The following is a 14,787-nucleotide window of genomic DNA, read 5'->3' as shown; positions in this document are numbered from 1 at the left end:
GCAGTCGGGCGTGTTTCTTGGTTACTTCTTTGCACGAGCAAAGAAGTACCTCGCGGTGCGCTCGCGAGAGAGCGCTCGGCAGCGCCGCCGGACGAAGCCACCGTAAACAGCAGATGACGAACCGGGGCCAGCCGCTCCCGGGAGGCGGGCGAGACGCGGTCAGCGCAGGAAGAGGGAGTAGGCCGGATTCCCGGTCTCCTCGTGCCATGGATACCCGACCTCCTTCAGGAAAGCACGAAAACGCGCCCGATCCTCGGCGGGGATCTGCATGCCGACCAGCACGCGGCCATAGGCGGCGCCATGGTTGCGATAGTGGAACAGGCTGATGTTCCAGGTCTGGCCCATGTGCGTCAGGAAATTCAGCAGCGCGCCGGGTCGCTCCGGAAACTCGAAGCGGTAGATCCGTTCGTTGCGGACCTCGCCACCGTGGCCGCCGACCATGTGCCGCAGATGGAGCTTGGCCACCTCGTTCTCGGTCATGTCCAGAACGTCGTAACCTGCCTCCTCCAGGGCCGCCAGGATTTCCTGGCGCTCGGCATCGCCCCCTTCCAGCTTGATCCCAGCAAAGACCTGGGCTTGCTCGTCATCTGCGTAGCGGTAGTTGAATTCGGTGACCCCGCGCTTGCCGATGGCCTGACAGAACTGACGAAAGCTACCCGGACGCTCGGGGATGGTGACCGCAAACAGGGCCTCGCGATGCTCGCCGATCTCGGCGCGCTCGGCCACGTGGCGCAAGCGATCGAAGTTGATATTGGCCCCGCTGAGTACCGCCGCCAGGTTCGCGCCCTGCAGGCCCTCGCGCTGGATGTACTGCTTCATCCCGGCCACCGCGAGGGCCCCGGCCGGCTCGGCCACCACGCGGGTGTCATCGAAGATGTCCTTGATGGCCGCGCAAATGGAGTCGGTGTCCACGAGGAGGACCTCGTCAATCAGGTCGCGGCACAGACGGAAGGTCTCCTTGCCGACCTGACGCACAGCCGCACCGTCGGCAAAGATCCCGACCTGCTTGAGGGTGACCCGGCGGTTCTGTTGCAGCGCCTTGTACATCGAGGGCGCATCGTCCGGCTCCACGCCGATGACCTTGATCTCCGGACGCAGGCGCTTGATGTAGGCGGCCATGCCGGCCGCCAGTCCGCCCCCCCCGATGCACACGAACACCGCGTCCAGATGACCCGGGTGCTGGCGCAATAGCTCCATCGCCACCGTGCCCTGCCCGGCGATCACGTCGGGATCGTCGAACGGATGGATGAAGGTGTAGCCGTGTTTCTGTTCCAGTTCGCGGGCGTGGGCGGCCGCCTCGTCGAAGGAGTCGCCGTGCAGCACAGCCTTGCCACCGAACCGGCGCACCGCGTCGATCTTGATCGACGGCGTGGTCACTGGCATCACGATCACGGCCTTGATGCCGAGGTGACTGGCCCCCAGCGCAACCCCCTGCGCATGGTTGCCGGCGGAGGCGGCGACCACGCCCTTTGCGCGCTGTTCCGGGGTCAGCTGGGCGATCTTGTTGTAGGCGCCGCGCAGCTTGAACGAGAACACCGGCTGCAGATCTTCGCGCTTGAGCCACAACGTGGAGCCAAGGCGCTCCGACAGATTCGGCATCGGGTCCAGTGGCGTCTCACGCGCGACATCGTAGACGCGCGCCGTCAGGATCTTCTCGAGATAGGGGAATTTCATGGCCCAAACGATAGCATGCGAGGCCTTAACGCTTCCGCTTGTCCCGGGGACGGAGCAGTCGGTATCCTCAATGGGTTACGGACAGAATATTCGGGAGACGGTGATGAATCAGGACGAAATGAAAAAGGCGGTCGCCGAGGCGGCGCTGGAACGGATCGAGAGCGGCTGGATCGTGGGTGTGGGCACCGGTTCCACCGCGAACTACTTTATTGACGCCCTGGCCGGCATCAAGGGCAAGATCGATGGCGCCGTGGCCTCCAGCGAGGCCAGCGCCGAGCGCCTGCGCGGCCACGGTATCGAGGTACTGGACCTGAACTCCGCCGGTCCGCTGCCGATCTACGTCGACGGGGCCGACGAGGCGACCCGGCATCTGCACCTGACCAAGGGCGGCGGCGGCGCGCTGACCCGCGAAAAGATCGTCGCGGCGGCGTCGAAGACCTTCGTCTGCGTGGTCGACGAGACCAAGGTCGTCGACTATCTCGGCGCCTTCCCGCTACCGATCGAGGTCATCCCGATGGCGCGCAGCCACGTGGCCCGCGCCCTGTCGAAGCTGGGCGGCAACCCGGAACTGCGCGAGGGCTTCAAGACCGACAACGGCAACGTGATCCTCGACGTGCACAACCTGCGCATCATGAACCCGGTGGAGCTCGAATCCGAGCTGGACCATATCGCCGGCGTCGTGACCAACGGACTGTTCGCCCGCCGTTCGGCGGATGTCATGCTGGTGGGCTCCGCCTCGGGCGTCGAGGAGATGACCGCCGGTTAAGCAGGTCGAGTCCGCCACGGTGAACGCGACGGGCAAATGGCTGATCATCATCGGCGGGCTGATCGTCCTGATCGGTCTGCTGTGGCCGTGGCTCGGAAAAATCCCCTGGGGCCGGCTCCCGGGTGACATCGTGATCGAACGCGAGAACGCCCGCTTCTACTTCCCACTCACCACGATGATCATCGTCAGCGTGGGGATCACGATCCTCCTGGCGCTGTTTCGTCGCTGATACCGCTCCAAAAAAAGGCCGGGATCATACGATCCCGGCCCTTTTTAACGCAGGCAAGCGGTGAGACGGACAATCAGCGCGTCATCACCTCGTCGTAGAAATGCTGCAGGCCGCCTTCCAGGAAGTGGTAGTTCTCGATGCCGCGTTCCTCCAGGTGATACTGCAACCAGCGCACCTGCTGACCGTCCTGGTCAAAGATCAACAGCGCATCACCATCCCGGTTGGCCTGGCCGAGGATGCGGTTAAGCGTATCGATGTTCTCCAACGGGGCCGACATCTCGCGCCCGGCAAACAGCGAGATCTCGTCACGCTCCTCGTTGCCGCGCACGTCCAGCACCACCGCATTGTCGTCGTTGCGAACACGACGGGCGAAGGTGTCGGCATCCAGCAACCGCGCCTCGAAGGCCTCGTCCGTGATGAGCTGGGTCTCGGGGTCCTCGATCGGCTCGCCGCGGAGCATGGCCAGCCCCGGGTAGCGGTCTGCCCAGTCCGCGACGCCGGCGTCATAGGCCTGGGTCGGACCGAGCCCGGCCGCGTTGGCCCGCGCGGCAGCGCGATAGGACATGTAGCTCTCGCGCCCGTTGCAGTAGAACACCAGGGGCCCGCCATGCTGGTCTTCCAGGGCCCGTACCTGATCCTCGAAATCCGGGGCGCCCAGCGGTACATGATGGGCCCCCTCGATGTGCAGGATGTCGTATTCCAGCCGCGGGCGGACATCGATCACCGTGGAACGCGACAACTGGCCCCGCAGATCGAACAGGTCCACGGCATCCACGCCGAATCGCTCGTAAAGACTGCGGCCGGGAAATTCGACAAAGGCCTGGGCACTGGCCACGACGGGGGCCGCCGCCAGCCCGAAACAAAGGGCCATCACGGCGAGACGGGGACTCAAAGAGCGAAAGGTCATGCGAACTCCCTTGCATGGACGGGTGGACATGCCGCATACACTGCCGCGGCCTGGACGGGCATTGCATACGCCCGATGGGGCGACGCGACGTGACGATCCTTTATTCCGTCGCGACCGCCCGGTGCCCCCGATTGTAGCCAACCCGGGCGGGCCATGTGCAGCACCCGCTTGTGCCGGCTCGCCAGCCCTACAGCAGGACCTTCTCGATCCCGCCCTCGCGCGCCCGTTCGATGAAGGCCTTCTGCCAGCCATCGCCCATCAGACGGTTAGCCATCTCCACCACGATGTAGTCGGTATCCATCCCGGTATCCTCGCGATAGCGCTCCAGGCCCTGCTGGCAAGCCGGGCAGGAGGTCAGCATCTTCACGTTGCCGTCCTTCGCCTTCTCCTCTCCGGTCAGCTCCTTGATGCCCTTGTGCAGCTCTTCCTGCTTGCGGAAGCGCACCTGGGTGGCGATATCCGGACGGCTGATCGCAAAGGTCCCGGCCTCGCCACAGCAACGGTCGGACTGCAGGACCTCCTGACCCAGCAGCTTGGCCGCGACGTCGGTCGGCTTGTGCGACTTCATCGGCGAATGGCAGGGATCGTGGTACATGTACTGCACGCCCTCGAGCCCCTCGAGATGGACGCCCTTCTCCATCAGGTACTCGTGGATGTCCAGCAACCGGCAACCCGGGAAGATCCGCTCGAACTCGTATTTCAGGAGCTGATCCATGCAGGTGCCGCAGGACACCACCACGGTCTTGATGTCGAGGTAGTTGAGCGTGGTCGCGAGGCGATGGAACAGTACCCGGTTCTCGGTACTGATTTGCTGGCCCTTCTCGAAATCGCCACCGGCATTCTGCGGATACCCGCAGCACAGGTAGCCCGGCGGTAGCACGGTCTGCGCGCCGACGTCGTAGAGCATGGCCAGGGTGGCAAGGCCCACCTGACTGAACAGGCGCTCGGAACCGCAACCGGGAAAGTAGAACACCGCATCCGAATCCAGATCGGTCTTCACCGGGTCGCGCAGGATCGGCACGTAGCGCGAATCCTCCAGCCCCAGCATCTGGCGGGTGGTCTGGCTCGGCAACCCGGCGGGCATCGGCTTTTTCACGAAGTGCACGACCTGCTCGTGCATCGGTGCCTTGCCGGTGGTCGAGCGCGGGGTCTTGCCCTCCCCGGTCAGGTTCAGCTTCTTGAATGCGAAATGCCCCAGGCGCTGGGCGGCATAGCCCATCTGGATCGCACCCTTGCGGATGCCCTTGATGGTGGCCGGGTCCTTGGCGTTGAGGAAGGCCATGGACATCATCGTCGCCGGCGTCGCCTTGCGCTTGCCCTTCTTGTTCAGGATCGAACGCATGTGCATGGTCACGTCGCCGAAGTCGATGTCGACCGGACACGGATTCAGGCACTTGTGGCAGATCGTGCAGTGATCCGCGACGTCGTTCATCTCCTCGAAGTGATTCAGCGACAGCCCGCGCCGGGTCTGCTCCTCGTAGAGGAACGCCTCGACGATCAACCCGGTCGCCAGGATCTTGTTGCGCGGCGAGTACAGCAGATTGGCGCGCGGGACGTGCGTGTTGCACACCGGCTTGCACTTGCCGCAACGCAGGCAGTCCTTGATCTCGTCGTTGAGATCGCCCAGCTCGCTTTGTTCAAGGATCAACGCCTCCTGCTTGACCAGGCGCAGCGACGGCGTATAGGCATTGGACAACCCGGAGCCCACCAGCAGCTTGCCGGCGTTGAACACGCCATTCGGGTCGACGTCCTTCTTGTACTTCGCGAACGACTCGATGCGTTCGGGCTCCAGATACTGCATCTTGGTCAGCCCGATCCCGTGCTCGCCGGAGATCACCCCATTGAGCTCGCGTGCCAGGCGCATCACTTCATCCACCAGGCGCTCGGCCTGGTGCATCATCTGGTAGTCATTGGAATTGACCGGGATGTTGGTGTGCACGTTGCCATCGCCCGCGTGCATGTGCAGGGCGATAAACAGGCGGCTGGTCAGTACCCGGTCGTGGATCGCGGTCAGCCGCTTGCGCACCGGCTCCAGCTGGTGCCCGCCAAAGATCTCGAACAGCGGGCGCTCGACCTCGGCGCGGTAGGAGATGCGCAGGCTGCGCCGCAGCAGCACATTGATGAGCTTGTCATGGTCGCGCCGATCCGCACGAGCGGGCTCGTCCAGCAGCTCGTCACATTCCGAGGCCTGGGTGAAGAAGTTGTCCGAGATTGCCTCCCAGCGCTTCTTCACCGTCTCCAGGACCTCCACCGCACGCTCGCGCTTGGCCTCGAACCACTGCTGGCCCTCGCCACCGGTGTCGTCCAGCAACTCGCGCAGCTCCGGATGGTCACCGCGCATGCACTCCTGCATCTCGTCGACCATCCGGAGCTTGTTGTTCAGCGACTCGCGCACGTTCAGGGTCTCGATCCCCTCGGTGTACTCCGCCAGGCGCTCCAGCGGGATCACCACGTCCTCGTTGATCTTGAACGCGTTGGTGTGGTGAGCAATCGCCGCGGTGCGGGCGCGATCCGCCCAGAAGCGCTTGCGCGCCTCGGGACTGACCGCAACGAAACCCTCGCCATTGCGGGCGTTCGCCGCACGCACCATCCTGGCCGCCAGCTTGCCCAGGGCATCCTCGTTGTCGGACACAATGTCGGCGACCAGGACCATCTTCGGCAGGTCACCACGGGCGCCCTTCGGGGTGTACTTCACCGCCCGCACGTAGCGCTCGTCGAGGTGCTCCAGGCCCGCCAGCAGGACTTCGTCCTCGGCGTCCACCGCATCCTTGATCTCGACGATCGCCGGCACGGCCTGGTGCAGATCGGTCCCGTAGAACTCCAGACACACGGTGCGGATGTTCTCCGGCATCCGGTGCAGGATGAACTCGGCCGAAGTAATCAGACCGTCACAGCCTTCCTTCTGGATGCCCGGAACGCCCATCAGGGTCTTGTCGGTCACGTCCTTGCCCAACCCCAGCTTGCGGAAGCTCTGTCCCGGCATCTCCAGGATCTCGGGCTCGCCCTTCGGGGTCTTGCCGTCCGGCTGATAGCGGCTCACACGGAAGCGCACGATCTCGGCGTCGTGGATCTTGCCGAGGTTGTGGTCGAGGCGCTCGACATACATCCACTCCGCCTCGGGGGTCACCATGGTCCAGGCGGCCAGATTGTCCAGCGCGGTACCCCACAGCACGGCCTTCTTGCCGCCGGCGTTCATCGCGACGTTGCCGCCGATGGTGGAGGCGTCCTGCGAGGTCGGATCCACCGCGAACACCAGACCGTTGCGATCGGCCAGCTCGGAGACGCGCTTGGTGACCACACCGGCCTCCACGCGCACCACCGGGACATCACGCTCCACGCCCGGCAGGGGCCGGCGCTCGACCTCGCCCAGACCTTCCAGCTTCTCGGTGTTGATGACCGCCGAGCGCTTGGACAGCGGGACGGCACTGCCGGTGTAGCCGGTGCCACCGCCACGCGGGATCACAGTCAGACCGAGGTCGATGCAGGCCGCAACCAGCGGGCCCATCTCCTCCTCGGAATCCGGGGTGAGCACCACGAACGGGAGTTCCACACGCCAGTCGGTCGCATCCGTCACGTGGGATACCCGCGCCAGGCCGCCGAACTGGATGTTGTCCTTGTGCGTCAGGGACTTCATGCGCTTGCGCACCTGATCGCGCAGCGCGGCGGTATCGGCGAACTCCTGCGCAAAGGCGGACACTGCCGCCTGCGCGCGCTGGCCCAGCTTGAGCGCCTTCTCGTTGCCGTCGGCCCGGGCCGTGATCTGGCCCAGGCGATGCTGCATGGCATCAATCAGCGCCTTGCGGCGCTTCTTGTCCTCCAGCAGATCATCCTGGATGTACGGGTTTCGGGTGACCACCCACATGTCGCCCAGAACCTCGAACAGCATGCGCGCAGACACACCCGTCCGACGCTCCCCACGCAACTCGTTGAGGAGGTCCCAGGTATCGGAACCCAGGAAACGGATAACGATTTCGCGGTCGGAGAATGAGGTGTAGTTATAGGGTATTTCTCGGACGCGTTCGGCGGTCATTGAGGCGTAGCCCCCCGATCAGAATGTGGCCAAAGAGTAACGGGTCCGCACGCCCTGCGCACGAAGTCGCACTGTTGGTCCATGCTTTTGGGCACCAAACTATCGGTGACGGGGACCTTTACGTCGCCAGGGCGGCGCTGATCGATTCACGCATCCGCGCTGGCGCCCCATGAGCATCTCCCTAAAAATACGCCAGCAGACCCAGCACCCCGATAACAATCAGATAGATCGCGACGATGTAGTTCAGCAGGCGGGGCCGGATCAGGATCAGGATGCCCGCCACCAGGGACAGGATGGCCATGAGCAGGCCCGGTTCAATATTCAGCGTCATTGGCGATCATTCCTTTCGCTTGTGGGATTCAGGGATACATCAAGGACCCGCAACGGACGCACCGACCGGGCTTCCCCTGGGGCCGATCTCAGAAGAGCTTCTCTTCCATCTCCAGATAGACCGCGTTGGCGTTGCTGCGGTTGGTCTGTTCGAAGGCCGGCAGGTCTTCGTAGTCACTCCAGTCCATCGCGGAGTAGGCCTCGTCGAAGGAATCCATGTTCTCGACCGCCACGGCCATGTGCTCGCGCAGCTTCACCAGGTAGTCGCGGGTGAACCTGACCGCCCGGGCCGCCTGATCGGTCGCCTCGCCATGCCCCGGAATCAGGAACTTCAGGTCCATCTCCATCAACTCTTCCAGGCGCTTGACCCAGTTCTCCGAATCCAGCGCATCGTCGCCCAGAAACGGGATCCGGCCATCGAACACGATGTCGCCGGCGAACACCACGCCGGTCTCCTCCACCACCATGATGATGTCGTCCGGCGAGTGTGCGGGCCCCGCGTGCACGCACCGGAAGGTCTTCCCGCCGAGACGGATGGTGTACTCGTCCTCGAAGAATTCATCCGGCGGGATGATCTGGGTGTCCTCGTCCACCCATGGGGCCAGCACGCCCCGGCGTTGCTCGAGCCGCGCCACCGCACCGGCGCCTCCCAGATAGTCCCGCGCGCGCGCCTGCCCGATGATCTTGGCATCGGTGTGGTCCGCGAACGCCTGCAGGCCATAGATGTGATCCGCGTGATAATGACCTGCGATCACGTACTTGATCGGCTGGTCGGTCACCTCGCGGATCCGGCGAATCATCTCGAAACCAAGTGGCGGCGTCCCCAGGGCGTCATATACCACCACGCCCTCGTCGGTCACGACGAACCCCGCATTCGAGGTATGCCCCTCGTTGTCGGGATCCGGAATACCGGAGATCCCGATCATGTACCAAGTGTCCAGCCCTTCGACCTCGTGGGCTGTCACATCCACGCTGACCGGCTCGTAGGGATTCTCGGGTACCGACATGGTCAATCCTCTCTTCTCTGGCATTTTGATCGATCCGACCCAGTGCGGCCGGGTTCTGCGGAATTGGACGGAAAAAGGGCGGGAGAATTCCCTGCATTTCCCGATCACTGTCGAGGGATTGTAGCGGAGTCGGGGGCGGGGTTGACGGGATGCCGGGGTCCGGGCGTTTGTGGCTACCGGGGACCGGTCGCCAAGGTCAGCGGTGGCTGGCCATTTAAAGGCAGGGAGACCGGAAGCAGGGTCGGCGTCCACAAATCAGCGGGGCGGTGCCGAAACGTTCTGGCCCGAATCGCGGCCATGGCGCCGGGGATGGGGGACCAGGATGATTCGGCGGCTGCGCCGCCTCACCCCTTCGGGGCTGCACGCGCAAGCGCGTGCAGTGCTTCGCCGCGCTTCGCCGAACCTTCCAGGTTCGAACCCTGGACACGCTCAAACAAACATAGAAAAGAGCCCCACGAGGGGGCCCTTCTCTATGTTTGGCTGGAGGACCAGGATTACTCGGCGCTATGCGCCTCGCCCTTCGGGCCAGCGCCGCATACGGCGCAGTTCGGCTCGGCTACGCCTCACCGTCGAACCTTGCAGGTTCACATCCTGAAATCTTCCAGCCATTCATGAAAAAAGGCCCCACAAGGGGGCCTTCTTCCATGAATGGCTGGGGGACCAGGATTCGAACCTGGGTTGGCGGAGTCAGAGTCCGCAGTCCTACCGCTAGACGATCCCCCAGTAAACCGGGTCGGGTGCAGCCCGAAACTCGACGCGAATTTTAGCGCTTCGAGTACTGCGTTGCACGACGGGCCTTGCGCAGGCCGATCTTCTTGCGCTCCACCTCGCGGGCATCGCGGGTCAGGTGACCACCACGACGCAGCGACGGGCGCATGTCTTCGTTGTACTGCACCAGGGCGCGGGCAATACCCAGACGGATCGCGCCGGCCTGGCCGTTGCCGCCACCGCCTTCAACGGTCGCGATCACGTCAAAGTTGCCGGTCGACTCGGTCGCCTCCAGCGGCTGGCGTACCACCATGCGCGAGGTCTTGCGGCCGAAGAAGTCGTCCAGCGGCTTCTCGTTAACCGTGATGTTGCCCGTGCCGGGACGCAGGAAGACGCGCGCCGAGGCGGTCTTGCGGCGGCCGGTGCCGTAATACTGATTGATAGCCATTCGGATCGATTCCCTTGCTGATTCTGGCGGCTCAGACTTCGAGCGGCTGCGGCTGCTGGGCCGTGTGCCGGTGTTCGGTACCGGCGTAGACCTTGAGCTTCTTGAACATGGCCCGGCCAAGCGGGTTGCGCGGCAGCATGCCCTTGACGGCAAGCTCCAGCACCTTCTCCGGATGACGCTCGATCATCTGGGTGAAGTTGGCTTCCTTGATGCCACCCGGGTAACCGGAATGGTGGAAGTACTTCTTGTCCATGGCCTTGTTGCCGGAGACGCGGATCTTCTCCGCGTTGATCACGACGATGTAGTCGCCGGTATCGACATGCGGCGTGTACACGGGCTTGTGCTTCCCGCGCAGGCGATGTGCGATTTCCGTGGCGAGTCGACCGAGGGTCTTGCCGTCGGCGTCGACGAGAAACCAGTCGCGTTCGACTTCGGCCGGCTTGGCGCTAATGGTACTCATGATGTTCGATGCTCCGAGGTCGGGGCGATTCAGAAAGCGCGCAAGAATAACGCTTCCCTCCGCCCAATTCAAGCTACAGGGACAATTCCCGAGACGCGAAGGCGTCCGCCCTCGGGGGAATCACGGATCAATGTGCAGAACATTCGCGTGCATGCCCCGGACACAAACAAGGGGCCGCCCCGAAGGCCGGCCCCTGCAACCCCCCGGGCGCAATGCCCGGGGGGGGGTTGCGCTGCCCGTTACAGCTGGGCTTCAGCGCGCTCCTGGACTTCCTGCATCAACTCGGGGTCGTTCTGCAGGGCCATGGCCACTTCGTTGTATTCCTCGACGCTCATGCCCGAGTCTTCAACCGCGTTGACCATTTCGTCCTGTGCTTCCTGCTGCATGGACTGGGCCTCGGTTTCGTCCTCGGCACTCTGCAGGCGGTCGGCGAAGTCTTCGCGCACTTCCTGCACCGCAACGAAGGCGCTTACGAAAGTGTCGATGTCTTCTTCGCTCAGATCCACCTCGGGGGCTTCCTGCATCGGGGCGCCACCCTGGGCACCACCCTGAGGTGGCTGGCCGCCCTGAGCACCGCCACCGGCACCGCCTTCCTGAGCCGGCGGCTGGCCGCCCTGGGCACCGCCCATGTCACCCCCACCGGCGCCACCTTCGGCACCGCCGTACTGGGCGGAGGCGGCTCCACCCACGGCAAACAGGGAGGTCAGGGCCATCGCGAGCATCGTCTTGCGCATATTCATCATGTTGCTCCTTTTCCTTTGGATCGTTCGGATCTCGGGGCGAAGCCGGCTACGACTCAAGGTCGATCATCAGCACGCCCGATTTCGTTGCAACCGTGTGAGGAGGAATGGTCCGTCACTGCGGTTCCGATTCCTCGATTGCTGCCCGAGGAGGAGCAGGCATCGTGCCAAGATTGGAAAAAGACAAACAAAACACTTTTAAACAGCGACTTATGCTCTCATCACCCCAAAAGGGCCGGGGAACGCGCCAACGGTAAACCGGGTCAGAATGATACATGGGTCAGGTCGACCCGGGTCAGGATGTCACGATGGGTCGGATTCCCCGAGTTTGCGGTACAGCGTCTTGCGGCCGATGCCGAGGATCCGCGCAGCGCGTTGCTTGTTGCCGTCCACATGCTCCAGCACCCTGCGAATGTAGTCGCGCTCGCGCTCCTCCAGGGTCGGCCACTGGCCGTCGTCGCCCATCCCCGGGACCGGCGTCGCCCCCTCCGCCCGGTCGCCCGTCGTTCCGCCGGGATCCTCGGCGGGCGCCTCGAATACGCGCTCCGGCAGATCACGGGTCTCGATGACCTCGCCGGCCGCCAGGGTGGCGGCACGCTCCATCAGACTCGCGAGTTCGCGGACGTTCCCCGGGAACGGATACCGCACCAGCGCACGCAGGGCCTCCGGGCTCAGGCGACGCTCGGGCAGGTCGCGGGCCAGGGCCTGCTGACGCAGGAACTGCAGGGCCAGGCGTTCGATGTCATCGCCACGCTCGCGCAGCGGCGGGATCTCGATACGAAAGGTCTCCAGGCGATAGTAGAGATCCTCACGGAAACGACCGTCGGCAATATGTGCCTGCAGATCCTGATGCGTGGCCGCCACGATACGCACATCGGTCGCGATCTCCTCGTTGGCGCCCACCGGACGCACGCGACCATCCTGCAGAAGACGCAACAGCTTGCTCTGCATGGCCACCGGCATCTCGGCAATCTCGTCCAGGAACAGGGTGCCGCCGTCGGCCTCGGTAAACAGGCCGCGCCGAGCCCCCTTGGCCCCGCTGAACGCACCGGCCACGTGCCCCAGCAACTCCGACTCCAGCAGGGCCTCGGGGATGCCCGCGCAGTTAATCGCCACGAACGGACCACCGGCCCGCTCGCTTTCCGCATGGAGCGCGCGCGCCACCAGTTCCTTGCCGGTCCCGGACTCGCCGGTGATCAGGACACTGCCGTCGGCGGCCGCGATCCGCCGAATCAGGTCGAACAACTGCAGCATGGCCGGACTGCGGCCCTGCATGCCGTGAAAGCCATCGGCCTGCGCAAGGACCTCACGAAAGCGACGCACCTCGTCCTTCAAACGCCGCGCCTCGGTCACCCGGTCGGCGGCCAGACGCAGGTGATCCAGATCCACCGGCTTGGTCAGGAAGTCATCCGCCCCCGCCTTCAGCGCGGCCACCGCCTGGTCGATGGTCCCAAAGCCCGTGAGCATGATGAACCCGGGTGCCGGCACCCGGGCGCGGGCCTCCTGGAGCACCTGGAAGCCATCCGCGCCGGGCAGGCGCAGGTCGCTCACCACCAGACTGAAGGCCTGCTGCGCAAGCACCCGCGCGGCATCCTCGGCACTGGCAACCGCCGTAACCGCGTAGCCGGCCTCGGTCAGCTCCTCGGTCAGCAGTTCGCGATGCCCGCGATCGTCCTCCACGACCAGGACCGACTCCGGGGGCGTTGCGGGGACTTGTGCCTTGCTGCTCATCGAAGCGAATCCTCCTGGGCGCCAGCTGACACCGGCAGATGCACGACAAAACGGGTCTCCCCCGCGACACTGCGATCCAGCATCACCGTACCCCCGTGGTCCTCCAGCGCCACCTGCGCCACCGCCAGCCCGAGCCCGGTCCCCTCGCCGGTGGGCTTGGTGGTAAAGAAGGGCTCGAACAGGCGTTCGGCCTGCTCATCGTCTATCCCTCGCCCGGCCGTGGGGCCGTCGTCCGCCACCACCAGCTCGACCCGGTCGGACGAGGCATACCAGCGGACCCGGACCTCGCGGGCGGCGACCTGCGCGGCATTCTCCAGCAGATTCTCCAGGGCCTGGCCCAAGCGCAGGCGGTCCGCGGCGATGGTCAACTCGGGGCCTTCGAGCCGGAATTCCACCCCGCCGGAGGCATGCCGCTCGCGCACACGCCCGACCAGATCTCCAACCAGCTGCGCGAGACCCAGCGAGCGTTCCTGCAACGGATTGCGCCGGGCAAAGTCCAGCAGCTGGCGCACGATGGTCTCCACCCGCTCCAGCTCGGCCTTCAGCGCCTCCATCTCGGTGCGCGCCGGATCCGCCTCCGGCAGGTGCCGGATGGCGCGCTGCACGCGACCGGCGATAATCCCGAGCGGCGTCCCCAGTTCGTGTGCCACGCCGGCCGCCAGCTGGCCGATCGCCGCCAGCTTCTCCGAGTGCCGCAGCTTCTCCTCCAGCCGTCCCTGCTCAAGGCGTTGCGCCTCCAGTTCGGCCTCCGAGGCCTCGCGACGCTCCATCATGCGGTTCATCGAGACTGCCAGGCCGCGCAGCTCCGCCGGTCCCTGTTCCGGCGCCCGCAATCCACGCTGACCCCCGCCAATCGCGCGCATCGCGGCCATCAACCGAGACACATGCCGCCCCACCGCCCGGTGGTACCCGAACAGCACCACCAGCAGAAACAGCCCGCTAATCCCCAGCATCAGCAACCCACCCTGCCACTGGAGCTGCGCGACGAAGGCCCGGAACGGTGTGACGTCGCGCGTCACCTGCAACAGCCCCACGATGCGACCGGCCGGATCGGACAACGGAAGAAAGAACGAAAAGGTCTCGCGCCCCTGATGTTCGCCGAAAGCCCCGAGGCTCCCGGTTTCGCTGATGACCTGCGCCTCGCCACGGCGCTGCAGGGTCGGACTGGGCGGGCCACTGGCCGCCACCATCCGGCCGTCGGCATCGTAGACATAGACCCCGAACACCTCCTCGATCTGGAACAGGGAGTCCAGCGACTGCTGCACACCGGCCGCGTCGTCCTGCAGCATCGCACCGGCCACAGGCAGGCGGATCGAGCGCGCCACCAGCTCGATGTCCTCCTGCATCCGGTTTTCCATCTGGGTCTGAAATTCGTGCAGACCCAGCGCCACCACCGCGGCCATCAACAGCAGCAGGGGCAGCAGCACGAACGACAACACCGCGGTGCGCAGACTGTTCAGGCGTCGGGTCATAAAGGGCGATTCGCAGCGTCGTCGAAGGCCACCATGGTAGACACGGCGGCCGGCATGACGCGAATTGCAGGCAAAAAAAAGCGCGGGTCGAGGCCCGCGCCAAGAAAACCACCAAAGGAGGATGGAGGAGTCCACCAACCGCTGACAGGGGGGACAGCGATTAGCGTATGCAAATCTTCTAATATGGCGATATTCTTGTCAAGCGGTGAATGCGCAGGGGGTCGCAGATTCACCGCATCGTCATATCACGTACCCTTGAAGACCTGCATACCCCGTAAGACGCCC

Annotated in this window: 12 protein-coding genes, 1 tRNA gene and 1 other RNA gene; 2 read left to right on the top strand and 12 right to left on the bottom strand. The window is 64.7% G+C overall.

Features of this window, described 5'->3' with window-relative positions; translation table 11 throughout:
- Nucleotides 1-159: 159 nt before the first annotated feature.
- Entirely contained in the window at nt 160-1,674 is a 1,515-nt protein-coding gene (ilvA, locus tag B0684_RS10875) for a threonine ammonia-lyase, biosynthetic (protein WP_018649719.1), read from the bottom strand.
- Between the two features lie 103 nt (nt 1,675-1,777).
- Between ilvA and rpiA the strand changes: the two genes are divergently transcribed.
- Together rpiA and B0684_RS10865 are read left to right on the top strand one after the other, a co-directional pair.
- Nucleotides 1,778-2,440, top strand: a complete 663-nt coding sequence (rpiA, locus tag B0684_RS10870; protein ID WP_026313012.1) for a ribose-5-phosphate isomerase RpiA — start codon at nt 1,778-1,780, stop codon at nt 2,438-2,440.
- Nucleotides 2,441-2,459: 19 nt separating this feature from the next.
- Nucleotides 2,460-2,669, top strand: coding sequence for a DUF2905 domain-containing protein (locus tag B0684_RS10865; RefSeq protein ID WP_018168112.1), 210 nt, complete (start codon nt 2,460-2,462; stop codon nt 2,667-2,669).
- 73 nt (nt 2,670-2,742) lie between these two features.
- On the opposite strand, the gene B0684_RS10860 is transcribed toward B0684_RS10865, so the two are convergent.
- The 11 genes from B0684_RS10860 to B0684_RS10810 all read right to left on the bottom strand — a co-directional run bounded on the left by B0684_RS10860 (nt 2,743) and on the right by B0684_RS10810 (nt 14,502).
- The gene (locus tag B0684_RS10860; protein ID WP_018168111.1) at nt 2,743-3,576 is read right to left on the bottom strand and encodes a rhodanese-like domain-containing protein; all 834 of its coding nucleotides are present in this window, start codon (nt 3,574-3,576) and stop codon (nt 2,743-2,745) included.
- A gap of 187 nt (nt 3,577-3,763) precedes the next feature.
- Nucleotides 3,764-7,606, bottom strand: coding sequence for a DUF3683 domain-containing protein (locus B0684_RS10855; RefSeq protein WP_018649718.1), 3,843 nt, complete (start codon nt 7,604-7,606; stop codon nt 3,764-3,766).
- Between the two features lie 181 nt (nt 7,607-7,787).
- Entirely contained in the window at nt 7,788-7,937 is a 150-nt protein-coding gene (locus B0684_RS10850; RefSeq protein WP_018144103.1) for a DUF3096 domain-containing protein, read from the bottom strand.
- 88 nt (nt 7,938-8,025) lie between these two features.
- On the bottom strand, nt 8,026-8,943 hold the full coding sequence (locus B0684_RS10845; RefSeq protein ID WP_018144104.1) for an MBL fold metallo-hydrolase: 918 nt from the start codon (nt 8,941-8,943) through the stop codon (nt 8,026-8,028).
- A 477-nt stretch (nt 8,944-9,420) separates the two neighbouring features.
- Nucleotides 9,421-9,556, bottom strand: a non-coding RNA gene (locus B0684_RS10840) — RtT sRNA.
- A 36-nt stretch (nt 9,557-9,592) separates the two neighbouring features.
- A tRNA-Gln gene (locus tag B0684_RS10835) sits at nt 9,593-9,666 on the bottom strand.
- A gap of 40 nt (nt 9,667-9,706) precedes the next feature.
- Nucleotides 9,707-10,099 (bottom strand): 30S ribosomal protein S9, encoded by a 393-nt coding sequence (rpsI, locus tag B0684_RS10830; protein ID WP_018144105.1) that lies wholly within the window; start codon nt 10,097-10,099, stop codon nt 9,707-9,709.
- A gap of 31 nt (nt 10,100-10,130) precedes the next feature.
- On the bottom strand, nt 10,131-10,559 hold the full coding sequence (gene rplM / locus B0684_RS10825) for a 50S ribosomal protein L13 (protein ID WP_018144106.1): 429 nt from the start codon (nt 10,557-10,559) through the stop codon (nt 10,131-10,133).
- Between the two features lie 239 nt (nt 10,560-10,798).
- Nucleotides 10,799-11,299 carry a DUF4168 domain-containing protein gene (locus B0684_RS10820; protein ID WP_018649717.1) on the bottom strand — a complete coding sequence of 167 codons (501 nt, stop codon included), beginning with the start codon at nt 11,297-11,299 and terminating at the stop codon, nt 10,799-10,801.
- 303 nt (nt 11,300-11,602) lie between these two features.
- Nucleotides 11,603-13,030, bottom strand: a complete 1,428-nt coding sequence (locus tag B0684_RS10815) for a sigma-54-dependent transcriptional regulator (protein ID WP_018168108.1) — start codon at nt 13,028-13,030, stop codon at nt 11,603-11,605.
- Nucleotides 13,027-14,502, bottom strand: coding sequence for an ATP-binding protein (locus B0684_RS10810; RefSeq protein ID WP_018175793.1), 1,476 nt, complete (start codon nt 14,500-14,502; stop codon nt 13,027-13,029). Before B0684_RS10810 ends, B0684_RS10815 begins: the two co-directional genes overlap by 4 nt.
- Nucleotides 14,503-14,787: the final 285 nt, after the last annotated feature.

The sequence above is a fragment of the Thioalkalivibrio versutus genome, from assembly GCF_001999325.1.
Lineage (GTDB): Bacteria > Pseudomonadota > Gammaproteobacteria > Ectothiorhodospirales > Ectothiorhodospiraceae > Thioalkalivibrio > Thioalkalivibrio versutus.
The sequence above is the reverse complement of the archived record's forward strand: the minus strand, read 5'-3'. Positions and strand labels throughout refer to the sequence as shown.